This window comes from Mumia sp. ZJ1417 (genome assembly GCF_014127285.1).
Classification (GTDB): Bacteria; Actinomycetota; Actinomycetes; order Propionibacteriales; family Nocardioidaceae; genus Mumia.
The window spans coordinates 3427610-3449340 of record NZ_CP059901.1 but is presented as its reverse complement, the minus strand read 5'-3'; the positions used below and the strand labels follow the sequence as shown (position 1 = coordinate 3449340).

The window sequence follows — 21731 nt, the reverse complement described above, 5'->3', positions numbered from 1 at the left end:
ATTTCGGGTGCGCTGGAGCGCTGCGCTAAAGTCGTGCTGTTGCTCGCGCAGAGTAACAACCCCTGGCAGGTTGCCCGAGCGGCCAATGGGAGCTGACTGTAAATCAGCCGGCAATGCCTTCGCAGGTTCGAATCCTGCACCTGCCACGGTCGACGAGCCCGGTTCCGCACGTGCGGGGCCGGGCTCGTCCGCTTATGCGGACCGTGCGGGCGCCTCATCGCATCGCGTCGAGGACGTCGGCGGTGAAGGCGTCCGCCGACAGGGCCTGCGGGTCCTGCGGGGCCGCGCCCATCCGTACGGCCACGATCCCGTCCGAGGGCACCACGGCGACGATCTGGCTGCCCAGACCGAGCGCCCAGAACGCGTCCTTCGGCGCGTGTGGTGCGAGCCGGCTGCGGGTGGGAGCCTCCCCGGCGTCCGCACCGGCTCCGGAGGCCGTACGCGCCCCGTGGACGGGCCCCTTGCGGTTGACCCACCACAGCAGCCCGTACGCGGCGTTGAGCGGGGACGAGGACCGTCCGGTGGCCTGCTCCACGTACGCGGAGGAGACGACCTGGCGTTCGTCCCAGCGTCCGTCGCGCATCATGAGCAGCCCGAGCCGCGCCAGGTCGAGGCACGACGCGTCGACGCCCGAGAACATCAGGGTGTTGCCCGCCGCGTCCTCGCTCCAGGACGTGCGCGACATCCCGAGCGGGCCGAGGAGCTTCTCCTGGGCGTACTCGCGAGGGTTCTTCCCGGTGGCGACCTGGAGCACCTCGTCGAGGGTCTGGATCGCGGCGTTGTTGTAGCGCCAGACCGTGCCCGGCCGGGCGTCCTGCGCGAGCGCGATCGAGAAGGCGGTCTTGTCACGCGCGGCGATCGCCATCTGCTGGTAGTCGGTGGCGAAGTCCCAGTGCCGGCCGGACACGTTCGCGAGGAGGTCGCGGATCGTGACCCGCGCCGCCGGCGTGCCCCGCCAGGCGCGGACGTACGCGGACGCCCGGTCGTCGAGCTCGAGGAGGCCCTCGTCGGCGGCGATGCCCACCAGGACGGACGTGAACGACTTCGTGACCGAGAACGCGGGGCCCGTCGAGTCGCGGTCCGCGTCGCCGAAGGTCGCCTCGTGGACGAGCGCGCCGTCGCGGGTCACGACGACGCAAGAGGACCCGGCGGCGGCCTGGTCGCGGTCGAGCGCACGCAGCGCCGCGGGGTCGAAGCCGGCGGTCACCGGGTCGATCGTCGCCCAGTCGTCACCGGGCACGACGTCGGTCGGCGCGGCGCTCGTCGGGCTCGTCGTCGGGGCTGCCGTCGGGTCACCGGACATCGATCCGCTGCCGCCGGAGCTGCAGGCGCTGACGAGCAGCAGGGCTGCGGCCGCGAGCGCCGTACGACAGGTGGGCATGGTCGTATTATGTGACCGGAATCATGGGGGAGACCCCCGATTTCGGTTCGTCGCAGCGGCCGTGTATCTTTGCTTCTCGGTTCGCCGATCGCCCCTTTAGCTCAGTCGGCAGAGCGTCTCCATGGTAAGGAGAAGGTCTACGGTTCGATTCCGTAAAGGGGCTCTGAGTCTCACCCGCTCCCTCCGCCCGGTGCGAAGGGCGGCGGGATGACGCATGGCGGGGTAGCTCAGGTGGTTAGAGCACACGGCTCATAATCGTGGTGTCGCGGGTTCGAGTCCCGCCCCCGCTACAAAAGACGACAGAAGCAGTTCCAGCGAAGAAGAGGCAGACTCGTGGCCAGCAAGAGCTCTGACATCCGCCCCAAGATCACCTTGGCGTGCACCGAGTGCAAGCGACGCAACTACATCACCAAGAAGAACCGTCGCAACGATCCCGATCGCCTCGACCTCAAGAAGTTCTGCCCGCACGAGCGTCGTCACACGGTCCACCGCGAGACCCGCTGACCCACCTCGTACGACTTCCCACGTACACACCGTTCACCAGGGTCCCGCCGAACAGGCGCGGACCCTGGTGTCATGTTGGGAGCCTTCTCGATGCGTGACCTGACCGTCCTCGCCCCGCTCACGACGCTGCGGATCGGCGGACCCGCCCGTGAGATCGTCGAGGTGACGGACGCCGACGATCTTGTCGACACCGTCCGCGCGCTCGACGAGGCCGGTGAGCGGGTCCTCCTGCTCGGGGGCGGCAGCAACGTCGTCGTCGCCGACGAGGGCTTCGACGGCACCGTCGTCCTCATCCGTACCCAGGGCCTGGTCGCCGACGTCGACCGCTGCAGCGGTGCCACCCTGACGGTCGCCGCGGGGGAGGTGTGGGACGACTTCGTCGCTCACGCCGTCGAACAGGAGTGGGTCGGCATCGAGACCCTCTCCGGCATCCCCGGACGGGTCGGAGCCACGCCGATCCAGAACGTCGGTGCCTACGGCCAGGACGTCGCCCAAACCATCGCCCGGGTCCGTACCTACGACCGCCGCGACCGGCGTGTGGTCACGTACTCCGCGGTCGACTGCGGCTTCGGCTACCGCACGAGCCGCTTCAAGGCCGAGCCCGGACGCCACGTCGTGCTCGAGGTCACCTTCCAGCTCGAGCTCGGCTCGCTCGGCGCCCCGGTCCGGTACGCCGAGCTGGCCAAGACCCTCGGCATCGCGGTCGGCGACCGTGCGCCGCTCGCGGACGTCCGCGACGCCGTCCTCGACCTGCGTGCCGGCAAGGGCATGGTGCTCGATCCGGACGACCACGACACGTGGAGCGCGGGGTCGTTCTTCACCAACCCGGTCCTGTCGGCCGACGCCGCAGGTGCGCTGCCTGCTGACGCGCCGCGCTTCGGGCAGCCCGACGGGCGTGTCAAGACCAGCGCCGCGTGGCTGATCGAACACGCCGGCTTCGGCAAGGGGTACGGCGAGACGGCGGCCCGCGTCTCCACCAAGCACAGCCTCGCGCTCACCAACCGTGGCGGCGCCACCGGCTACGAGCTCCTCGCACTGGCTCGCGAGATCCGCGACGGGGTCGAGGCGAAGTTCGGCGTACGCCTGGAGAACGAGCCGGTCCTCGTCGGCACCGAGCTCTGAGCCCGACCGGCTCCCGCTCGCTCAGCGACGTCTTGACCCTCACGGCGTCCTGGACGAACCGACGCTGAGGTGGCCGTACAGGCGCTGTGCTCGCGCGAGCTCACGACGCAGTCGCGCTGCCGTGCGCTCGGCGTTCTCGGGGGCCAGGTCGGCCCACGTCAGCCGGACAACGTGGTATCCGAGATCTCGGACCTTCAGCTCACGCTTCTTCTGGGCCCAGACGGTCGTCCTGGCCTCGTCCTCGTCATCGTCGTCGTACGTGACCCGCCCGTCGAACTCGACCACCAGGCGCTGCACCGGCCACAGGAAGTCGACCTCTGCCCGACGGCCGTCGACGAGCGCGAGCTCCCGCCCTGCTGTCGTGCGATCCGCTGCAACCGTTCCACCCGAGAACTGTGGTCTACCGGCGGCACTCTCTGCAGAGACCCCTGTGGACAACAGAGGGCGGCCCGCTCCACGCGTCGGGGAGCGCTGTTCCGGCACCCTCGGCGTCGGTTCGTCCAGGACGTCGAGCGGGTCACACCGTCGTCGACTGGCCCGTCGCGTCAGTCGGGGTCGGCGGCGAGCCAGGCGTCGATCGCGGCGAGCGCGGTGTCGCGAAGCTCGTCCGGAGCGTACGAACCACGCAGCGACATGCGGGCGAGCTCGGCCAGCTCGGCATCGCTGAAGTCCTGAGCCGCCCGCAGCGCGGCGTACTGGCCAGACAGGCGCGCGCCGAACAGCAGCGGGTCGTCCGCGCCGAGCGCGACCCCGACCCCGGCCTCCATCAGCGTCCGGACGGGCACCTCCTCGAACGTGTCGTAGACGCCGAGCGCAACGTTGGACGAGGGGCACACCTCCAGCGTGATGCCGGCACGCGCGACGGCGTCGAGCACCGCGGGATCCTCGACGCAGCGCACGCCGTGGCCGATCCGGTCCGGCTCGAGGTGCTGCAGGACGGCGGCGACGCTCTGCGGGCCGCGCAGCTCGCCTCCGTGGGGCATGCTGCGCAGGCCCGCGCGGCGCGCGATCGCGAACGCGGGCGCGAACGACGCGGTCTCGCCGCGCCGCTCGTCGTTGGACAGCCCGAACCCCACGACGCCGCGTCCGGCGTATTGCGTGGCGAGCCGAGCGAGCGTACGGGCGTCGAGGGGATGGCGGGTGCGGTTCGAGGCGATGACGACCGCCATCCCGATCCCGTACGTGGCGCTGGCGTCGCGCACGCAGTCCAGGACGAGGTCGGTGAACGCCGTGATCCCGCCGAACTTCGCTGCATAGCCGGAGGGGTCCACCTGGATCTCCGTCCACACCGAGCCTTCGGACGCGTCGTCCTCGGCGACCTCGTGCACGAGGCGCCGGACGTCGCCGGGGGTACGCAGGACCGAGCGCGCGGTGTCGTACAGGCGCTGGAAGCGGAACCAACCCTTCTCGTCGGTCGCGCGCAGCAGCGGGGGCCACTCCTCGACCAGCGCGGGCGGGAGCCGGACCCCGTCGCGCTCGGCCAGCTCGACCAGCGTGGTGTGCCGCATCGACCCCGTGAAGTGGAGGTGAAGATGGGCCTTCGGGAGACGGTCGATCGAGCGCATCGCTACGGCCATGCGGTCATCGTGCCAGCCGGTTCGACTCCGTGCCGGGGCACCCCGTACACTTGACGACCGGTGGATGTTTCCACTGTGTCGTCATGCCCGCGCGCCTCCCCAACGGCCGTGGTGACGAGGCAGCGGAGCGGCCATCGACGAAGGGCAGTAGCTCAACTGGCAGAGCATCGGTCTCCAAAACCGAAGGTTGGGGGTTCAAGTCCCTCCTGCCCTGCAAAGGCCTGGTCCGTCCCGACGGCGGACCGATGACAGGCACCACGATCGAAGGGAACGGTCAGCATGAGCGAGACGTCAAGTGCTCCGACCGAGAGCACACGCTCCGGGCGTACGTCTCCGATGACCTTCTACCGTCAGGTCGTCGCGGAGCTCCGCAAGGTGGTGTGGCCGACCCGTTCGCAGGTCGCCAACTACTTCGTGGTCGTGCTCTTCTTCGTGCTGGTCATGATGGCCATCGTGGCAGGCCTGGACTACGGCTTCGGAAAGCTGATGTTCTGGGTCTTCGCCTGACCCGCGACCCGCGGGTCAAGACGAGACGAGGAAAGAGGCGCTGTGTCCCAGCCGTATGACGAGTTCGACGACGCCCCGCGCGACGCCGTCGCTCCTACGAGCAACCGTGCGCCGTTGGACGACGACGAGCAGGAGCTCGAGGTCGAGGAGGTCGAGGAAGGCCTCGACCTCGCCGAAGACGAGACCGAGCAGGTCGATCCTGAGCCGCTGACGCCGTTCGAGGAGCTCTCCGAGGCCGACGAAGAGCGTGCCGAGATCGAGGCCGCGGACGCCGAGGACGAGATCGAGGACCTCGCCGACGAGGTCGTCGAGGAGGCGCAGGAGATCGCCGACGCCGCCGCGACCACCGAGGACGTCCTCGAAGCCGTCGCCACCGAGCTCGATCCGCTCGCGGCGTTCCGCGAGCAGCTCCACAACCAGTTCGGCGACTGGTATGTCGTGCACACCTACTCCGGCATGGAGAACAGGGTCAAGTCCAACCTGGAGAACCGCATCACCTCCATGCACATGGAGGACTACATCTTCGAGGTCGTCGTCCCGACCGAAGAGGTGGCCGAGATCAAGAACGGTCAGCGCAAGCTCGTCAAGCGCACCGTGCTCCCCGGCTACGTCCTCGTCCGGATGGACCTCACCGACGAGTCCTGGTCGACGGTACGCAACACGCCGTCGGTCACCGGCTTCGTGGGCAACGCCCACCAGCCCGTGCCGCTGACCCTGGCCGAGGTGGAGAGCATGCTCGCTCCCGCCGTCGAGGCTCAGGCTGCGGTCGATGCGCCGGCAACGGCGTCCTCGTCGACGGCGCAGTCGCAGGCGCCGAAGGTCGAGTTCACCGACTTCTCCGTCGGCGACTCGGTCATGGTCGTGGACGGTCCGTTCGCGACGCTGCACGCCACGATCACCGAGATCAACGTCGACGCCCAGCGTGTCCGGGCGCTCGTCGAGATCTTCGGTCGGGAGACCCCCGTCGAGCTGAGCTTCGCGCAGATCCAGCGGGTCTGAGCCAGCAGGTACGCTCGAGAGGGCTTCCGCGCAACACCAGTGGGAGGGCCGAGGCAGGCCCACCGAGACCACGAGAAGGAAAAGAGATATGCCTCCGAAGAAGAAGATCGCTGCCCTCGTCAAGGTGCAGCTGCAGGCCGGAGCGGCCACGCCGGCCCCGCCCGTCGGTACCGCCCTCGGTCCGCACGGCGTCAACATCATGGAGTTCTGCAAGGCGTACAACGCTGCGACGGAGTCCATGCGTGGCAACATCGTCCCGGTCGAGATCACGATCTACGAGGACCGGTCGTTCACCTTCGTCACCAAGACGCCCCCGGCTGCGGAGATGATCAAGAAGGCTGCAGGTCTGCAGAAGGGCTCGGCCGTCCCGCACAAGGACAAGGTCGGCTCGATCAGCAAGGACCAGGTCCGCGAGATCGCCCAGACCAAGCTCCCCGACCTCAACGCGAACGACATCGACGCCGCGATGGAGATCATCGCCGGCACCGCTCGCTCCATGGGCGTCACCGTCGACTGACGGCGGAGCAACCCGACCGACCGCACTGTGGCAGGGCCAGCTGGGCCCGACGACCACGACTGGTAGAGAGAGAAGAACCAGAATGCCTCAGCACAGCAAGGCGTACCGCAACGCCGCTCAGAAGATCGACAAGGACGCGCTCTACACGCCGCTGCAGGCGATGGAGCTCGTCAAGGAGTCGGGTTCGAAGAACTTCGACTCGACCGTCGACGTCTCCATGCGCCTGGGTGTCGACCCGCGCAAGGCCGACCAGATGGTCCGCGGCACCGTCAGCCTGCCGAACGGCACCGGCAAGACCGCTCGCGTCCTCGTGTTCGCGACCGGTGCGAACGCCGAAGCCGCTCGCGAGGCCGGCGCCGACTACGTGGGTGCCGACGACCTCGTCGAGAAAATCTCGGGCGGATGGCTCGACTTCGACGCCGTCGTCGCCACGCCGGACATGATGGGCAAGGTGGGTCGCCTGGGTCGTGTCCTCGGCCCCCGCAACCTCATGCCGAACCCCAAGACCGGCACGGTGACCCCGGACGTCGCGAAGGCCGTGAAGGACATCAAGGGCGGCAAGATCGAGTTTCGTATCGATCGCCACGCCAACCTCCACTTCGTGATCGGCAAGGCCTCGTTCAGCGCCACGGCGCTGGCCGAGAACTACGCCGCCGCGCTCGAGGAGGTCCTCCGACTGAAGCCGGCCAGCTCCAAGGGCCGCTACATCAAGAAGATCACCGTCTCGACGACGATGGGCCCGGGTGTGCCGATCGACCCGAACCGCACCCGCAACGTCGCCTCCGACGACGAGTGACCCTCACGCACGCCTGTACGCGTGACGTGAGCTGACACAGACGCCGCCTCCCCACAGGGGATGCGGCGTCTGTGCGTCTGACGAACCATGCACGAGGTAGCGTGGTCGTCATGCGTACCCGAACGATCTCGGCCGCTGTCGCGGCTCTCGCCCTCGCACTCACCGCCGGCTGCGGGAGCAGCGCGGACGTCGCCGACGGCGGCGACGGCGGCGCCGGCGCCACCCCCTCGACCTCGTCGCAGGGCGGGTCGTCGGACGAGGGAGCGACCGAGCTCACCTCGGCCAACTTCGCCGACACGCTCGGCGGCGCCCAGACGGACGCGAGGTCGGCGCACATGACGATCTCGATGGAGGCGGCAGGCCAGAAGATCGACGCCGAGGCCGATGTCATCACCGACAGCGACCCGAGCAAGACGGCGATGCGCATGACGATGGACGCGAGCGGACAGAGCATCGAGATGACGCTTGTCGACGGCGCGCTCTACATGAAGGCGCCGGGCATGCCCGAGGGCAAGTGGATGAAGCTCTCCCTCGACGCCGCCGCGGGTGCCGCAGGCGAGTCGTTCGGCCAGCTGCGCGACTCGATGGATCCGACCAAGAGCATCGAGAACCTCAAGGACGCGCTCAAGTCCGTGACGGCGACCGGACAGACCGAGACCATCGACGGCGTCGAGGCCAGCCGTTACGACGTCGTCGTCGACACGTCCAAGATCGCCGGCATGGAGGCGGCTGCAGCAGCGCAGCTGCCCGCCGAGATCACCTACGAATACTGGGTCGGCCCTGATGACCTCCCGCGCAAGGTCGTCATGGATGTGGCCCAGATCCCGATGGAGATGACCTTCACCAAGTGGGGCGAGGACGTCGAGATCACCGCGCCCCCGGCCGGCCAGGTCGTCGACGGCTCGTCGATGATGGGCGGCTGATCGACCCGATTTGGATCTGCGCGGGCCGGTCACGTAGTCTGGACGATGCCGAAGACCGCCGGTCGTCCGCGGCACTCCCCAGGGAGCGCCTCGGATCGAAGGTCCCGCACACAGCGGGCGGCCCGCGCAGGTTCACCGAGTTCACGCACTCTCCCGTGTGTCGCGCCCCGTGCTCCTGCGCCGGGGCGTTCGTCGTTCCCGGGCCTGTTGCGCCGGTGGCCTTCGTACGTACCAGGTGCTCGCCGTGCGGCGGGTACGACACGAAGGAGAACCATGGCGCGACCGGACAAGGCCGCAGCGGTTGCCGAGCTGACGGACGAGTTCCGCAGCTCCAACGGCGCTGTGCTGACCGAGTACCGCGGTCTCACCGTGAAGCAGCTGCAGGACCTGCGCCGCTCGCTCGGTGAGAACGTCAACTACGCCGTGGCCAAGAACACGCTGACCAAGATCGCGGCCCGCGAGGCCGGCGTCGACGGCGTCGACGACCTCCTCAACGGCCCGACCGCCATCGCCTTCATCAAGGGCGATCCGGTCGAGGTCGCCAAGGGTCTGCGTGACTTCGCCAAGGCGAACGACAAGCTCGTCATCAAGGGTGGCTTCCTCGAGGGGAAGGCGCTCGATGCTGCCGAGATCACGAAGCTTGCTGACCTCGAGTCGCGCGAGGTCCTCCTCGCCAAGCTCGCGGGCGGCATGAAGGCGAACCTCTCGAAGGCCGCCGCTCTGTTCCAGGCACCGCTTGCTCAGGCAGCACGTGCCGTGGGTGCCCTGCAGGCCAAGGTCGAGCAGGAGACTCCCGCAACCTCGGCTCCCGCCGAGACCGAAGAAGCCCCGGCTGCGGCCGAGGGCTCCGAGGGCTAGGGCCCGATCACGTATCCGACCCCCCCTCGGGGTCCCCAGATAGGAAGGACGCCAACATGGCGAAGCTCAGCACCGAGGACCTGCTCGACGCTTTCAAGGAGATGACCCTCCTGGAGCTCAGCGAGTTCGTCAAGCAGTTCGAGGACACCTTCGACGTCACCGCCGCCGCTCCGGTCGCGGTTGCCGCCGCTCCCGCCGCTGGTGGCGGCGCGGCTGACGCCGCTGTCGAGGAGAAGGACGAGTTCGACGTCGTCCTCGAGTCGGCCGGCGACAAGAAGATCCAGGTCATCAAGGAGGTGCGCGCTCTGACGAGCCTCGGCCTGAAGGAGGCCAAGGACCTCGTCGAGGGCGCCCCCAAGGCGATCCTCGAGGGCGTCAACAAGGAGGCCGCGGACAAGGCCAAGGAGGCCCTCGAGGCCGCCGGCGCCACCATCACCCTCAAGTGATGCACTCCGCGCTCTGACGCACTGCACAGACGGGCACCCCTCCTTCGGGAGGGGTGCCCGTCTGTCTTTTCTCCTGGGCCTGGCTGTACAGTGACGGCGCCGCGAATGCGCTGTGATGAGGGTCACCTGGCATCGAGGCGGCTGTGACCCGTTTGGGACCTTCTGTGGGTTGTGTCACAGTGAAAATGTGGGTTACAGTCACGTTTGTTACCTGGGAGTAGCACGCTGCTGCGCTTCCGGACGCTGAGGTTCGCTTGGGAGGGAGAACCGCATGCGCGTGAGCGCTGTCGCACGTCGTCAGGTCGGATGGCATCGAGGTGCAGGTCTGATGGCCGCCGCGGGACTGGTCGTGGGAGGCATGCAGGTCGGGCTAGCGCCTGTCGCCGGTGCCGCGCAGTCTGTCTCGCTCAACCAGGTCGGCTACACCTGCGAGTCGGACAACGAGATCATCAACACCTCGCTGGGCGGTCCGCAGCAGTTCCTCGTGAACGCGCGGACCTCGCTGCCCGACACTGTGGTGGCGGGCGACGCGATCGCTGAGACTCCGGCCGAGCTCGACCTCATCCTGCCGGCGAAGTTGGTCACACGGATTCGCGACATCATGCTGGTGACCAAGGTCGGCGGCGGTGCGACCTCCACCGTGCTCCTGCAGGGCGTGGTGCCCGGTGGCGATGTCGCCGCCACCCTCGAGCCGCAGGTCCGCGGCCTCAGCTCTCCTATGGTCCCGGTGCCTGCTTCGGGCTCGCTCCTCATCCCTGCCAAGGGCACTGTCGACGCGGTCACCGTCCCTGAGCTGCCCGACGGTGTCACCGGTGGCCTGATCTACGTCCAGATGCCGAAGACGTTCAAGATCCAGGCAAAGCTCGACCCGCCGGTGCTGGGTGCCATCGCCGAGACCGAGCTCAACTGCGTCCGCAACCTCGACACCCGCGCCGCGCGCGTGATCGGCACCATCCCTGTCGGCGACGGGTGCGAGGAGTCGGAGTGCCCGCTGCCCACCGTCGGAGGTTCCCCCGGCGGAGGGGACGGCGACGGCAACGGGGGTGGCGGCGGCGGCGGTGAGGATCCGCCGGTGATCGACCCGCCCAAGAACACCGACTCCACCTCGCCGGGGGGCAACGGTGGTTCCGATGATGACGACGACGATGACGACGACGGGGGCGTCGCGCCGTACACGACGACCTCGCTGCCGGCGACCGGTTCTCCGGTCGGCGTCGGGCTCGTGGGGCTGCTCGGCCTCGTAGCCGCCGCACGCATCGCGCTCGCCGTCCGGACACGTCGCCGGGCCAAGACCGCCTGACGCGGTCACCACGCCCTTCCGTGGCACCCCGCTGGCCGAGGTGCTCGTCCCCCCGAAGGAGTCCCGCACATGGGAGTCGAGGTACGCGTCGAAGGTCTGACGAAGTCCTTCGGCAAGCAGACGATCTGGCGTGACGTGTCGCTCACCCTGCCCGCAGGGGAGATCAGCGTCATGCTCGGACCGTCCGGCACCGGAAAGTCCGTGTTCCTCAAGGCCCTCATCGGCCTGCTGAAGCCCGACGAGGGGCACGTCTTCATCGAGGGCACCGACATCGCGACATGCAGCGAGCGTGATCTGTACGAGATCCGCAAGCTGTTCGGGGTCCTCTTCCAGGACGGCGCGATGTTCGGCTCCATGACGCTGTTCGACAACGTCGCCTTCCCGCTGCGCGAGCACACCCGCAAGTCCGAGACCGAGATCCGCGAGATCGTCATGGAGAAGATGACGATGGTCGGTCTCGTCGGTGCCGAGGGCAAGCTGCCCGCAGAGATCTCCGGCGGCATGCGCAAGCGCGCAGGACTTGCCCGCGCCCTCGTGCTGGAGCCGGAGATCGTGCTCTTCGACGAGCCCGACTCCGGCCTCGACCCGGTGCGTACGGCTTTCATCAACCAACTGATCGTCGACCTCAACGCCCAGATCGAGGCGACCTTCCTCATCGTCACGCACGACATCAACACCGCGCGGACGGTCCCGGACAACATCGGGTTGCTCTTCCACCGCCACCTGGCGATGTTCGGGCCCCGCGAGATGCTGCTGTCGAGCGAGGAGCCTGCCGTCCGGCAGTTCCTCAACGCGCAGACGGTCGGCCCGATCGGCATGAGCGAAGAGAAGGACGCCGACGAGCTGGCGCTGGAGGACCACAGCACCCTGCCCGCGCTGCCGCCGATCCCGCTCCAGCTGCTGCCGACCGACGGGCGCCCGCGCCCGACGCAGGCGCCGCCGGGCGCGTGGTGTGCCGCCAACGGTGTGACCCCTCCTCCCGGCTCCTTCCTGGACGATCCGCTGTCGCCCCACCCGCTGCGCGTCCACGACCCGGTCTCGTCCGGGGGTGCTGCGTGAGTGCGGTCACCGTCCTCACGACGCCTCTCGCGATCTTCGGCAGGCTGTTCGCCTTCGGCGCGGACGTCGTCGTGGGCGTGTTCCGGCGACCCTTCCAGCTGCGCGAGTTCATCCAGCAGGCGTGGTTCATCGCGTCGGTGACGATCATCCCGACCGCGCTGGTCGCGATCCCGTTCGGAGCGGTCATCGCCCTGCAGGCGGGCAGCCTGATCCAGCAGTTCGGCGCGCAGTCCTTCACGGGTTCGGCGGCCGTGCTCGCGGTCGTCCGTGAGGCGGGTCCGATCGCGACGGCGCTGCTCGTCGCCGGGGCCGGCGGCTCGGCGATCGCCGCTGACCTCGGCGCGCGCAAGATCCGCGAGGAGCTCGACGCCATGATGGTGCTGGGCATCGACCCGATCCAGCGCCTCGTCGTCCCGCGGGTGCTGGCGTGCATGCTCGTCGCGGTCTTCCTCAACGGCCTGGTCAGCGTCGTCGGCGTGCTCGGCGGCTACTTCTTCAACGTCATCCTCCAGGGCGGCACGCCGGGCGCCTACCTGGCCTCTTTCACCGCCCTGGCCCAGCTGCCGGACCTCTGGCAGGGCATGGCCAAGGCGCTGGTGTTCGGCTTCATCGCCGCGATCGTGGCCTCGTACAAGGGCATGCACGCCGACGGTGGTCCGCGCGGCGTCGGTCAGGCGGTCAACGAGTCGGTCGTCATCACTTTCCTGCTGCTGTTCCTGGCCAACTTCGTGATGAGCGCGCTCTACATCCAGCTCGTCCCGGCGAAGGCGTTGTGACGTGGCCGACGTGAGGGAGCTCTCTCGCCGTCCGCTCGGCGGGATCGACGCGCTCGGACGCCACCTCGCGTTCTACCTGCGGGTCCTGGCCTGGGTCCCGCGCACGCTTGTCCACTATCCGCGTGAGGTCTTGCGCCTGCTCGCGGAAGTGACCTTCGGTCAAGGGGCGCTCGCCGTCATCGGCGGCACCGTCGGCGTGATCACGGCGATGTCGTTCTTCACCGGCACCGAGGTCGGCCTGCAGGGCTTCACCGCGCTCGAGCAGCTGGACACCAGCGCGTTCGCCGGCTTCTTCTCGGCGTACTTCAACACCCGCGAGATCGCGCCGCTCGTCGCAGGCATCGCCCTCGCGGCGACGGTCGGCTGCGGCTTCACCGCGCAGCTGGGCGCGATGCGCATCTCCGAGGAGGTCGACGCCCTCGAGGTGATGGCGATCCCGTCGCTGCCATACCTCGTGACGACCCGTGTGATCGCCGGACTCGCCGCGATCATCCCCCTGTACGTCGTCGGCCTGCTGGCCTCGTACTTCGCGACGCGGCTGACGGTCACCTGGGTCTTCGGCCAGAGCACCGGCACGTACGACCACTACTTCACGCTGTTCCTCCCGCCGGAGGACGTGCTGTGGTCGTTCGTGAAGGTGATGGTCTTCGCCGTCGTCGTCATCCTCATCCACTGCTACTACGGCTACTTCGCCTCGGGCGGCCCCGTCGGCGTCGGCGTCGCCGTCGGCCGTGCGGTGCGGACGTCGATCGTCATGATCAACGTGGTCGACCTGCTGATGTCGATGGCGATCTGGGGCACGACGACGACGGTGAGGTTGGCCGGCTGATGGCACGCACGTCCACCCTCGACAAGACGGGCACCGTCCGCACGCTCGGCGTGCTGATGCTCGTGCTGATGCTCTCCGCGGTCTACCTGACCTACGCGGTGTTCACCAAGAAGTTCTCCGGAGACCTCCCGGTCACGATCCGCAGCGAGAGCGCCGGTCTCCAGCTCAACCGCAACTCCGACGTGAAGCTGCGCGGCGTGATCGTCGGCCGGGTCCAGGAGATCACCTCCGACGCGGGCCGCGCGACGATCCACCTGCGGATCGACCCCGACTACCAGAGGCTCATCCCCTCGGACGTGGAAGCCCTGATCGTGCCCAAGACGCTCTTCGGCGAGAAGTTCGTCGACCTGCAGCCGGTCGCCGGATCTGCGGGGACGCCGATCGAGGCCGGTGACGTCCTCACACAGGCCGACCTGCCGACCGACGTCGAGAACCTCCTCATCGATCTCGACCCGATCCTCACCGCGCTGAACCCTGTCGACCTCTCGTACACCCTCACGGCGCTGTCCGAGGCGCTCGACGGACAGGGCGAGGCGCTGGGCGAGAGCCTCGAGACGCTCGAGGGCTACCTCCAGAAGATCACCCCGCTGGCGCCCCGCATCGTCGAGGACATCACGCTGCTCGGCGAGACCGCGCAGACGTACGCCGACGTGATGCCGGAGATCGGCGAGACGCTGCGCAACGCCGTGGTCACCGGCAACACGCTGACCGGCCGCAAGGCCCAGCTGCAGGCGCTCTTCACCGAGACGGCCGCGTTCGCGACGACTGCGGACGCGTTCTTCGACAAGACCGGCGAGGACTTCATCACCTTGTCCAAGCAGTCGCGGCCGACGCTGGAGCTGCTCGCCGACTACGCGCCGACGATCGGCTGCGTCCTCAAGGGCGTCGACCGGCTCATGCCGCGCATCGACTCGGCGTTCCGGGACAACCGTGCCCACGTCATGGTGGAGTTCGCGGCGCGCTCGCCGCGGGCGTACGACAAGGGTGATGCCGCGAGCCTCCCGCCGGCCAGCGGGGGCAGCAGTGCGCTCGACCCGACCTGCGCGACCCTCCCCAAGACGTCGTACGACGCGACGACTCCCGCGCCCGGCATGAGCAACGCGCTTCTGCGCCAGCTCGGCATCGGGGGCCCGCTCGGCAAGGACCGGCCGCTGGTCGCGCCCAGCGGGTCGACCCCGGCCGGCTCGCCGTCCGAGCGTGCACAGATCGAGGCGCTGATGGCCGGGGCCCTCGGTGTCGAGCCCGACGAGGTGCCGTCGGTGGCGCAGGCCCTGGCCGGCCCCGTGCTTCGCGGAGCGGAGGTGACGATCGGATGACCAAGCGTCGACGCAGGCGCGACCCCAGGCTCGACCGCCGTACGGCGGGCGCGCTCGGGCGACTGCTCCTCTTCCTGGTGGTGACCGGCATCCTCACGGCGATGCTCGCGGTGATCATCGGCAACGTCTCGTTCCTGTCGACGAAGACCTACAAGGCGGTCTTCGCTGACGTGACGAGCCTCGTCAAGGGTGACGACGTCCGCATCGCCGGCGTCCGGGTCGGCAACGTCTCGGAGGTGCGGGTCGACTCCGACTCCACCGCCGAGGTGACGTTCACCGTCGACGAGGGGGTGACGCTGACCCACAGCACGCTGGCGTCGCTGCGCTACCGCAACATGATCGGGCAGCGCTACCTCTCGTTGTCCGAGGGACCGGAGGGTTCGTCAGCGCGCCTCCAGCCGGGCTCGACCATCCCGCTCGCGCGGACCCAGCCCGCCCTCGACCTGACCGTCCTGTTCGCGGGGTTCAAGCCGCTCTTCCAGGCGCTGTCGCCGGACGACACCAACCAGCTCGCGTACGAGCTGATCCAGGTCTTCCAGGGGGAGAGCGGCACGGTCGAGTCGCTGCTCGGGCACACCGCCTCGCTCACGCAGACGCTCGCGGACCGCGACGACCTGATCGGCTCGGTCATCTCCAACCTCACCGCGGTCCTCACGTCGTTCAACGCGCGCGACACCGAGCTGTCGTCGACGATCTCGACGCTGCAGCAGCTCGTGTCGGGTCTCAAGGACGACCGCGGCGTGCTCACCGGGTCGCTCGACGACATCGCCGCGCTGAGCACCGAGACCGCCGGTCTGCTCACCGAGATCCGGCCCGACCTGACGTCCGACATCGCGCACCTGCGCGATCTCACCGACGCGATCGGCACCAAGAAGGCACGCAAGGCGCTCGACAGCACCCTCAAGATCCTGCCGATCAAGATCGACCGGATCGGGCGTACGACGGAGTACGGCTCGTTCTTCAACTTCTATGTGTGCGACGTCGGCATCGACGGCAGGCTGCCGTCGCTCAGCGGCGTGCCCGGGTGGGAGAAGGCCCGACCGTTCAAGACGACGAAGCGCGTCACCGTCACAGGGTCAGGAGTGAGCCGATGCGCAGGATGAAGCCGTTCCGCGAGCGCAACCCCGTCGCCGTCGGCGCGGTCGGCGTGCTGCTCATCGCCCTCGTCCTCGTCCTGGCCAGCCAGGCCGGCTCGCTGCCGCTGGTCGGCAGCGGCCCGACGTACGCCGCTGAGTTCACCGAGGTCGGCGGGCTCAAGAAGGGCGACGACGTCCGGATGTCCGGCGTCCTCGTCGGCAAGGTCGACGACCTCGAGCTCCGGGGCGACAAGGTGCGCGTCGTCTTCCGTGTGAAGGACGAGCGCGAGCGCCTCGGCAAGGAGACGGGCGCGTCGGTGCGCATCAAGACCCTGCTCGGGGCGATGTACGTCAGCCTCGAGTCCGCTGGGTCCGGCACGCTGGAGGAAGGGGCGCTGATCCCCGCCTCGCGGACGACACCGCCGTACGACATCGTGCAGGCGTTCTCCGGGCTCAGCGAGACGACGCAGGAGATCGACACCGACCAGCTCGCGCACGCGATGAAGACCTTCGGCGAGGTCACTGCCAAGACGCCCGAGGAGTTCCAGAAGGCGGTCAAGGGGGTCACCGAGCTCTCCGAGAACCTCGCGGCCCGCGACGCGGAGATCAAGACGCTCCTCAAGAACATCGACGGCATCTCCGGCGTGCTCGCCGACCGCAACACCGAGGTCGTGTCCCTGTTCGAGGACGGCGGTGTGCTCTTCGACGCGCTCACGGCCCGGCGCGAAGCGATCCACGATGTCCTCGTGGGCGTCACCCGCATGTCCGACGAGATCGAGAAGCTCGTCGCCGACACGCGCGACGACCTCAAGCCCGCGCTCGACCGGCTGGCCGGCGTCGTCAAGGTGCTGCAGCGCAACGAGAAGAACATCAGCGCGGCGATGGAGCAGCTCCCCGCCTACTACGCGATGGTCGCCAGCAACAGCGGCAACGGTCCGTGGCTCGAGGGCTTCGTCTACAACCTGCTGAGCATCCTCGGACTGGAGGAGGGACTGTGACGGCCACTGTCGAGCGTGGCCCGAGGGCCTCGCGCCGCGCGGTCGAGGTCGTGGTCGGCCTCCTCGTCCTCGGCCTCGTCGCCGCGCTGGTCGTGGTGCTGATCCCGCGCTCGCAGAAGCACACGCTGACCGTCGACTTCGACCGTACGGTGTCGCTCTACGAAGGCTCGAAGGTCCGCATCCTCGGGGTCGACGTCGGCACCGTCGACACGATCACCCCGCGCGGTACGAAGGTCCGTGTCCGGCTCTCCTGGGACGCCGAGTACGCCGTGCCCGCCGACGTGTCTGCCGTGATCGTGTCGCCCTCGGTGGTCGGCGACCGCTTCGTGCAGCTCACGCCCGCCTACTCCGGTGGCGCGAAGCTCGCCGACGGCACGCACCTCGACCAGACTCGCTCGGCGACCCCCACCGAGCTCGACGAGACGTTCGAGGCCCTCGATCGGGTCGCGACCGCGCTCGGCCCGGACGGCGCCAACGCGAACGGCGCGCTCGGTGACCTGCTGGCGACGAGCGCGGAGAACCTCGACGGCAAGGGCGTCGAGATCAGGCGCAGCATCGACGCCCTCGCGAAGCTGACGACGACCGTCGACGGGTCAAAGGACGAGCTGTTCTCGTCGATGGAGAAGATCGCGACCTTCGTCGAGGCGCTGGAGCAGAACGACGCCTCCGTCCGTACGTTCAACAGCAGTCTGGCGGCCGTCTCGGACGTGCTCGCCGGAGAGAGCGACGACCTTCAGGCCGCGCTGCGCGAGCTCGCGGGTGCCCTGGGTTCGGTGCAGAGCTATGTCGCCGAGAACCGGACGAGCCTGCGCAAGAACGTCGACGGGCTCGCCGACGTGACGGAGTCGCTGGCGAAGGAGCGCAAGAACCTCGCGCGGATCCTTGACAAGGGCCCGCATGCGCTCGCCAACCTCGCCACCGCGTACAACCCCACGACGGGAGCCATCGACACCCGCGCCACCATCAAGGGCAAGCGCGACGGCCGGTTCCGTACGCTCACCGATGCGGCGTACGTCTCGGCGTACTGCGGTCTCGCGGCCAACCAGAACCCGAAGTACCGCGAGGCCTGCTATGCGCTCGGCGAGGTCGTCTCGTGGATGGAGAAGCAGGCCAAGGGTTCCTCGACGGCGTCGACCGACGGGCTCGCCGCACTGATGGGAGTGGCGTCATGACGCGAGCCAGGAACCGCTGGACCGCGGCGGCGGCCGCTCTCACCGGTCTCGCGCTCGTGACCGGGTGCGGGAGCGGCAACGTCGGTGACCTCCCGCTCCCTGGCGGTGCCGACCTCGGCGACGCCCCGTTCACGGTCGTCGTCGAGTTCGACGACGTGATGGACCTGGTGCCGCAGAGCGCCGTCAAGGTCAACGACGTCTCCGTCGGACGCGTCACCCGAGTGGAGCTCGACGGCTGGCAGGCCAAGGTGGAGCTCGAGGTCAACGACTCGGTGGAGCTGCCCGACAACGCTATGGCGTCCATCCGGCAGACCAGCATCCTCGGCGAGAAGTTCGTCTCGCTGGCGCCGCCGGCGACCGGGTCGACCGGGCAGCTGTCGGACGGCGACCGGATCCCCCTCGCCCGTACCGGCCACACGCCCGAGGTCGAGCAGGTGCTCGGCGCGCTCTCCCTCGTGCTCAACGGGGGAGCGGTCGACAAGGTGCAGGTCATCGCGCGCGAGCTCAACAACGCGATGTCGGGCCGTGAGGCCAACATGCGCACGCTGGTGCGGCGCCTCGACGAGTTCGTCGGGACGGCCGAGGAGTCCAGGGCCGAGATCGTGACGGCGATCGAGCAGGTCGACCAGCTCGCGAAGGCGACGAGGTCGCAGCGCAAGGCGATCGAAGGCGCCCTCGACGATATGCCCGAGGCACTGCGCACCGTGAACGCTCAGCGCGCCAACCTCGTCCGCATGCTCGAGGCGCTCACCGACCTCGGCAGCGTCGGCACCGACGTGATCGTCCGCGCCAAGGACGCGGTCGCCGCCGACCTCGACGCGCTCGAGCCGGTGCTCGACAACCTCGCCTCCGCCGGTGACGCGCTGATCTCGTCGCTCGAGGTGCTCCCGACGTTCCCCTTCCCCGACTCCCTGCTCGGGGACGGCCCGGGTGAGGCAGCGGCCTACCAGATGGGGGACTACACCAACGTGTCGCTGGACTTCAGGACCGACTTCACCAAGACGATCGGGCTGATGTCCGAGGCTGAGCTGAAGTCCCTCAAGGAGGCGCTGCGCGGAGACGGTGTCGGCGCGGTCATGGCAGAGAGCGTGGTGACTCCGTGATCACCCGTCGGATGCGCATCCAGCTGGTCATGTTCCTCGTGCTGACCCTCGTCGGTGTCTCGTTCGTCGGGGCGAAGTACGCCCGCGTCGACCGCCTGTTCGGAGGGGGCGGCTACTCGGTGGTCGTCGAGATGGCCGAGTCCGGAGGCATCTTCACCGGGGCCGACGTCACCTACCGGGGCGTCAGCGTGGGACGGGTCAAGGACATGTGGCTGACCCGCGACGGCGTCGACGTCGAGGTGCTCATCGACCACTCCTCGCCCGACATCCCGGCCGACACGAAGGTCGTCGTCGCCAACAAGTCGGCCGTGGGCGAGCAGTATCTCGACTTCCAGCCGGACTCCGACGCCGCCCCGTTCCTCGAGGCCGACGACGTCATCGCCCGCGACCGCACGCAGGTGCCGATCGACACCCGCACGCTGCTCACCGACGTCAACGCGTTCCTCACCTCGGTCGACGCCGACGACCTCAGCACCGTCATCACTGAGCTGGGTGACGCCTTCGAGGGCTCGGCCGGCGATCTTCGTACGCTGATCGACACGACCAGCTCGTTCATCACGACCGCCGACCAGAAGTACGAGGTGACGGCCGCGCTGATCCGTGACTCGCGCAAGGTCCTGGAGACTCAGGTCGACTCCCAGGACGACATCGTGGAGTTCGCCACGAACCTCCGCGACCTCAGCACCGCGATGCGGACGTCCGACGCCGACCTGCGCACGGTCCTCGACGTCGGAGCCCCGACCGCGGCGACGCTGCGGTCCGTCATCGCCGAGAACGCCGACGACTTCGCCTCGCTGCTCGACCACGCCATCACGCTCAACAAGGTGGTCGTCTCGCACCTCGACGGGGTGCGCGGCGTGCTCGTGATCGCCCCGTACGGCGTCGAGAGCGCTTTCTCGATCATCGCCCAGGACTCGCGCACCGGCCAGTACGCGGCGCGACTCAGCCTGACGCTGCAGCCCGACAACGCGCCGTGCCTCAAGGGATACGCGTCAGGCGCCAAGCAGCGGACACCGTTCGACCGTACGCCGGAGACGTGGGACAGGGCACGCCGATGCCTCGAGGCGCAGCCACGGAGTGCCTCGGCCGCCGGTGGCTCGACCGTCGCACCGGCCTCCGACGCCGGGACGGACGGGGGCGTCACGCTCGGAACGTACGATGTGGCGACGAAGCAGGTGTCAGCGACGGGCGCGACGATCCCGGACGCACCTGATCTCGGGAAGGAGACGTGGAAGTGGATGCTGCTCGGACCGGCGGTCGCGCGCTGAGCCGCACGCGCCTGCTCGCTCTCGTCCTCGCCCTCGTTGCTGTGGCCGGTGTGGCGGTCGGCGTGCTCGCGCTCGTACGAGGGCCTCAGATCCCGGCGTACGCCGACACCGCCACGCAGGCGGACGTGCGCGCGGCCGCGGAGAAGTTCGCGACCAGCGTGAACACCTACGACGTCAAGGACCTCGACCCATACATCGCGCGCGTGCGTCCGCTGCTCACCGACGACCTCGCGACGCAGTTCGAGGCCTCGACCAAGGACCTCCTCTCGAAGTTCGAGGAGGCGGGCATCGTCTCCAAGGGCACGGTCAAGCAGGTCGCCGTCGACAGCCTCGACGACGACAGTGCTGAGGTGCTCGCGGCGATCGACGTCGCGACCGAGCCCGCCGACGTGCAGGTCGGCCGGCCCCGGCTGCGCTGGCGCATCGCGCTCGTCCGCGACGGCGACGAATGGCTCGTCGACAGCTTCGCCAACATCCCGGTGGAGTCCGAGGCTTCGGAGCAGGGCGAGGAGGACGGCTCGTGAGCAACCGACGACCCCGGATCGCGGGAGAGAAGCGGCGATCGTCCGAGACGTCCGAGACGGCCGAGGCGGCAGATGCGGCCGAGAGCACGGCTCCGCCGCCCGCCGAGCCCGGCCCCCAGGCCAAGAGCGCCAGGCCTCCTCGGCCGACCAAGCCCTCCAAGGAGCCTCGCCCGACGTTGTCGGGCCGTGCGCGTCTCGTCCTCAGCGGGCTCGGTCTGGCGGCCGTGGCCGCGGTGGCGTTCGCCGTCATCGCCGTGGTCTCCGTCCGGCAGGTGGAGGGCGACGCCCAGCGGCAGATCGACGCGGAGGACGCGGCGACAGAGCAGGCGTCGACCGCCCTCGTCACGATGCTCAGCTATGGGTATGCGAGCGTCGCCGACGACCTCGCCGCGGCGACAGAGCTGATGACCGACGACTTCGCGGCGGAGTACGAGCAGCTCGCGCCCCAGGTCGCCTCGGCGGCCGAGCAACGCAAGATCGACGTCACGGCCTCCGTACGCGCCGTGGCGCCGCTCGGGTGCGGACAGGAGTGCTCGACGTCGAGCGTGCGTCTCCTCGCCTTCGTCGACCAGCACCGTACGGTCGCCGGCAAGGCAGGCTCACCGGCCGCGCTCTCGGCGATCGTGCGGATGGAGAAGGTCGACGGCCGCTGGCTGGTCGCGGAGCTGACGACGACCTGA

General features: G+C 69.0%; 24 protein-coding genes and 4 tRNA genes. 25 read left to right on the top strand and 3 right to left on the bottom strand.

What is annotated here, in order from left to right:
* The first annotated feature begins 64 nt into the window (after positions 1-64).
* Positions 65-146, top strand: a tRNA-Tyr gene (locus tag H4N58_RS16795).
* Positions 147-214: 68 nt separating this feature from the next.
* Here H4N58_RS16795 and H4N58_RS16790 read toward each other — a convergent pair.
* Positions 215-1381 carry a serine hydrolase gene (locus tag H4N58_RS16790; protein WP_167005787.1) on the bottom strand — a complete coding sequence of 389 codons (1167 nt, stop codon included), beginning with the start codon at positions 1379-1381 and terminating at the stop codon, positions 215-217.
* Positions 1382-1471: 90 nt separating this feature from the next.
* Here H4N58_RS16790 and H4N58_RS16785 point away from each other — a divergent pair.
* The 4 genes from H4N58_RS16785 (at position 1472) to H4N58_RS16770 (ending at position 3007) form a co-directional block, all read left to right on the top strand.
* Positions 1472-1544: transfer RNA gene (locus H4N58_RS16785), tRNA-Thr, on the top strand.
* Between the two features lie 53 nt (positions 1545-1597).
* A tRNA-Met gene (locus tag H4N58_RS16780) sits at positions 1598-1671 on the top strand.
* A 43-nt stretch (positions 1672-1714) separates the two neighbouring features.
* Positions 1715-1885 (top strand): 50S ribosomal protein L33, encoded by a 171-nt coding sequence (gene rpmG / locus H4N58_RS16775; protein ID WP_139088538.1) that lies wholly within the window; start codon positions 1715-1717, stop codon positions 1883-1885.
* Between the two features lie 72 nt (positions 1886-1957).
* Positions 1958-3007: a UDP-N-acetylmuramate dehydrogenase gene (locus H4N58_RS16770; protein WP_208322438.1), complete on the top strand. Its 1050-nt coding sequence runs from the start codon at positions 1958-1960 to the stop codon at positions 3005-3007.
* Positions 3008-3046: 39 nt separating this feature from the next.
* On the opposite strand, the gene H4N58_RS16765 is transcribed toward H4N58_RS16770, so the two are convergent.
* Both H4N58_RS16765 and H4N58_RS16760 read right to left on the bottom strand, forming a co-directional pair.
* Positions 3047-3304, bottom strand: coding sequence for a hypothetical protein (locus tag H4N58_RS16765; RefSeq protein WP_167005784.1), 258 nt, complete (start codon positions 3302-3304; stop codon positions 3047-3049).
* Between the two features lie 248 nt (positions 3305-3552).
* The gene (locus tag H4N58_RS16760) at positions 3553-4584 is read right to left on the bottom strand and encodes an adenosine deaminase (RefSeq protein ID WP_243843031.1); all 1032 of its coding nucleotides are present in this window, start codon (positions 4582-4584) and stop codon (positions 3553-3555) included.
* A 141-nt stretch (positions 4585-4725) separates the two neighbouring features.
* Between H4N58_RS16760 and H4N58_RS16755 the strand changes: the two genes are divergently transcribed.
* The 20 genes from H4N58_RS16755 (at position 4726) to H4N58_RS16660 (ending at position 21731) form a co-directional block, all read left to right on the top strand.
* Positions 4726-4798, top strand: a tRNA-Trp gene (locus H4N58_RS16755).
* Between the two features lie 65 nt (positions 4799-4863).
* A complete protein-coding gene (gene secE / locus H4N58_RS16750) occupies positions 4864-5091 on the top strand; it encodes a preprotein translocase subunit SecE (RefSeq protein WP_167005782.1) in 228 nt (75 codons plus the stop codon).
* A gap of 42 nt (positions 5092-5133) precedes the next feature.
* The gene (gene nusG, locus H4N58_RS16745; RefSeq protein WP_243843030.1) at positions 5134-6090 is read left to right on the top strand and encodes a transcription termination/antitermination protein NusG; all 957 of its coding nucleotides are present in this window, start codon (positions 5134-5136) and stop codon (positions 6088-6090) included.
* 88 nt (positions 6091-6178) lie between these two features.
* The gene (rplK, locus tag H4N58_RS16740; RefSeq protein ID WP_167005779.1) at positions 6179-6607 is read left to right on the top strand and encodes a 50S ribosomal protein L11; all 429 of its coding nucleotides are present in this window, start codon (positions 6179-6181) and stop codon (positions 6605-6607) included.
* 82 nt (positions 6608-6689) lie between these two features.
* Positions 6690-7403 (top strand): 50S ribosomal protein L1, encoded by a 714-nt coding sequence (gene rplA, locus H4N58_RS16735; RefSeq protein WP_167005776.1) that lies wholly within the window; start codon positions 6690-6692, stop codon positions 7401-7403.
* Between the two features lie 110 nt (positions 7404-7513).
* Complete coding sequence (locus tag H4N58_RS16730) at positions 7514-8326, top strand: DUF6612 family protein (RefSeq protein ID WP_167005774.1); 813 nt, start codon at positions 7514-7516, stop codon at positions 8324-8326.
* Between the two features lie 273 nt (positions 8327-8599).
* Complete coding sequence (gene rplJ, locus H4N58_RS16725) at positions 8600-9184, top strand: 50S ribosomal protein L10 (protein WP_167005771.1); 585 nt, start codon at positions 8600-8602, stop codon at positions 9182-9184.
* A 56-nt stretch (positions 9185-9240) separates the two neighbouring features.
* The gene (gene rplL, locus H4N58_RS16720; protein ID WP_167005769.1) at positions 9241-9630 is read left to right on the top strand and encodes a 50S ribosomal protein L7/L12; all 390 of its coding nucleotides are present in this window, start codon (positions 9241-9243) and stop codon (positions 9628-9630) included.
* A gap of 328 nt (positions 9631-9958) precedes the next feature.
* The gene (locus H4N58_RS16715; protein ID WP_167005767.1) at positions 9959-10930 is read left to right on the top strand and encodes a DUF6801 domain-containing protein; all 972 of its coding nucleotides are present in this window, start codon (positions 9959-9961) and stop codon (positions 10928-10930) included.
* Positions 10931-10999: 69 nt separating this feature from the next.
* Entirely contained in the window at positions 11000-11989 is a 990-nt protein-coding gene (locus H4N58_RS16710) for an ABC transporter ATP-binding protein (protein ID WP_167005764.1), read from the top strand.
* On the top strand, positions 11986-12765 hold the full coding sequence (locus H4N58_RS16705) for an ABC transporter permease (protein ID WP_167251603.1): 780 nt from the start codon (positions 11986-11988) through the stop codon (positions 12763-12765). The genes H4N58_RS16710 and H4N58_RS16705 overlap by 4 nt, the downstream gene beginning before the upstream one ends.
* Position 12766: 1 nt before the next feature.
* A complete protein-coding gene (locus tag H4N58_RS16700; RefSeq protein WP_167005759.1) occupies positions 12767-13594 on the top strand; it encodes an ABC transporter permease in 828 nt (275 codons plus the stop codon).
* Complete coding sequence (locus H4N58_RS16695; protein ID WP_167005756.1) at positions 13594-14910, top strand: MCE family protein; 1317 nt, start codon at positions 13594-13596, stop codon at positions 14908-14910. The genes H4N58_RS16700 and H4N58_RS16695 overlap by 1 nt, the downstream gene beginning before the upstream one ends.
* Entirely contained in the window at positions 14907-16013 is a 1107-nt protein-coding gene (locus H4N58_RS16690) for an MCE family protein (protein WP_167251605.1), read from the top strand. The genes H4N58_RS16695 and H4N58_RS16690 overlap by 4 nt, the downstream gene beginning before the upstream one ends.
* Positions 16001-16984 (top strand): MCE family protein, encoded by a 984-nt coding sequence (locus tag H4N58_RS16685; protein ID WP_167251607.1) that lies wholly within the window; start codon positions 16001-16003, stop codon positions 16982-16984. The genes H4N58_RS16690 and H4N58_RS16685 overlap by 13 nt, the downstream gene beginning before the upstream one ends.
* Entirely contained in the window at positions 16981-18156 is a 1176-nt protein-coding gene (locus H4N58_RS16680) for an MCE family protein (RefSeq protein ID WP_167005749.1), read from the top strand. The genes H4N58_RS16685 and H4N58_RS16680 overlap by 4 nt, the downstream gene beginning before the upstream one ends.
* Positions 18153-19259: an MCE family protein gene (locus tag H4N58_RS16675; RefSeq protein WP_167251609.1), complete on the top strand. Its 1107-nt coding sequence runs from the start codon at positions 18153-18155 to the stop codon at positions 19257-19259. Before H4N58_RS16680 ends, H4N58_RS16675 begins: the two co-directional genes overlap by 4 nt.
* Complete coding sequence (locus H4N58_RS16670; protein WP_167251611.1) at positions 19256-20527, top strand: MCE family protein; 1272 nt, start codon at positions 19256-19258, stop codon at positions 20525-20527. The genes H4N58_RS16675 and H4N58_RS16670 overlap by 4 nt, the downstream gene beginning before the upstream one ends.
* Positions 20494-21051, top strand: a complete 558-nt coding sequence (locus H4N58_RS16665) for a hypothetical protein (protein ID WP_167251613.1) — start codon at positions 20494-20496, stop codon at positions 21049-21051. Before H4N58_RS16670 ends, H4N58_RS16665 begins: the two co-directional genes overlap by 34 nt.
* The gene (locus tag H4N58_RS16660; protein WP_167251615.1) at positions 21048-21731 is read left to right on the top strand and encodes a hypothetical protein; all 684 of its coding nucleotides are present in this window, start codon (positions 21048-21050) and stop codon (positions 21729-21731) included. Before H4N58_RS16665 ends, H4N58_RS16660 begins: the two co-directional genes overlap by 4 nt.

What these genes read in the sequence shown, in the direction of transcription:
- rplA (WP_167005776.1), top strand. Translation starts at nt 6,690, where the DNA reads ATGCCTCAGCACAGCAAGGCGTACCGCAACGCCGCTCAGAAGATCGAC.
- H4N58_RS16685 (WP_167251607.1), top strand. Translation starts at nt 16,001, where the DNA reads ATGCGCAGGATGAAGCCGTTCCGCGAGCGCAACCCCGTCGCCGTCGGC.
- H4N58_RS16715 (WP_167005767.1), top strand. Translation starts at nt 9,959, where the DNA reads ATGGCCGCCGCGGGACTGGTCGTGGGAGGCATGCAGGTCGGGCTAGCG.
- H4N58_RS16695 (WP_167005756.1), top strand. Translation starts at nt 13,594, where the DNA reads ATGGCACGCACGTCCACCCTCGACAAGACGGGCACCGTCCGCACGCTC.
- H4N58_RS16710 (WP_167005764.1), top strand. Translation starts at nt 11,000, where the DNA reads ATGGGAGTCGAGGTACGCGTCGAAGGTCTGACGAAGTCCTTCGGCAAG.
- H4N58_RS16760 (WP_243843031.1), bottom strand. Translation starts at nt 4,584, where the DNA reads ATGGCCGTAGCGATGCGCTCGATCGACCGTCTCCCGAAGGCCCATCTT.
- H4N58_RS16690 (WP_167251605.1), top strand. Translation starts at nt 14,907, where the DNA reads ATGACCAAGCGTCGACGCAGGCGCGACCCCAGGCTCGACCGCCGTACG.
- secE (WP_167005782.1), top strand. Translation starts at nt 4,864, where the DNA reads ATGAGCGAGACGTCAAGTGCTCCGACCGAGAGCACACGCTCCGGGCGT.
- rplJ (WP_167005771.1), top strand. Translation starts at nt 8,600, where the DNA reads ATGGCGCGACCGGACAAGGCCGCAGCGGTTGCCGAGCTGACGGACGAG.
- H4N58_RS16675 (WP_167251609.1), top strand. Translation starts at nt 18,153, where the DNA reads ATGACGCGAGCCAGGAACCGCTGGACCGCGGCGGCGGCCGCTCTCACC.
- H4N58_RS16730 (WP_167005774.1), top strand. Translation starts at nt 7,514, where the DNA reads ATGCGTACCCGAACGATCTCGGCCGCTGTCGCGGCTCTCGCCCTCGCA.
- rplL (WP_167005769.1), top strand. Translation starts at nt 9,241, where the DNA reads ATGGCGAAGCTCAGCACCGAGGACCTGCTCGACGCTTTCAAGGAGATG.
- H4N58_RS16790 (WP_167005787.1), bottom strand. Translation starts at nt 1,381, where the DNA reads ATGCCCACCTGTCGTACGGCGCTCGCGGCCGCAGCCCTGCTGCTCGTC.
- rplK (WP_167005779.1), top strand. Translation starts at nt 6,179, where the DNA reads ATGCCTCCGAAGAAGAAGATCGCTGCCCTCGTCAAGGTGCAGCTGCAG.
- H4N58_RS16770 (WP_208322438.1), top strand. Translation starts at nt 1,958, where the DNA reads ATGTTGGGAGCCTTCTCGATGCGTGACCTGACCGTCCTCGCCCCGCTC.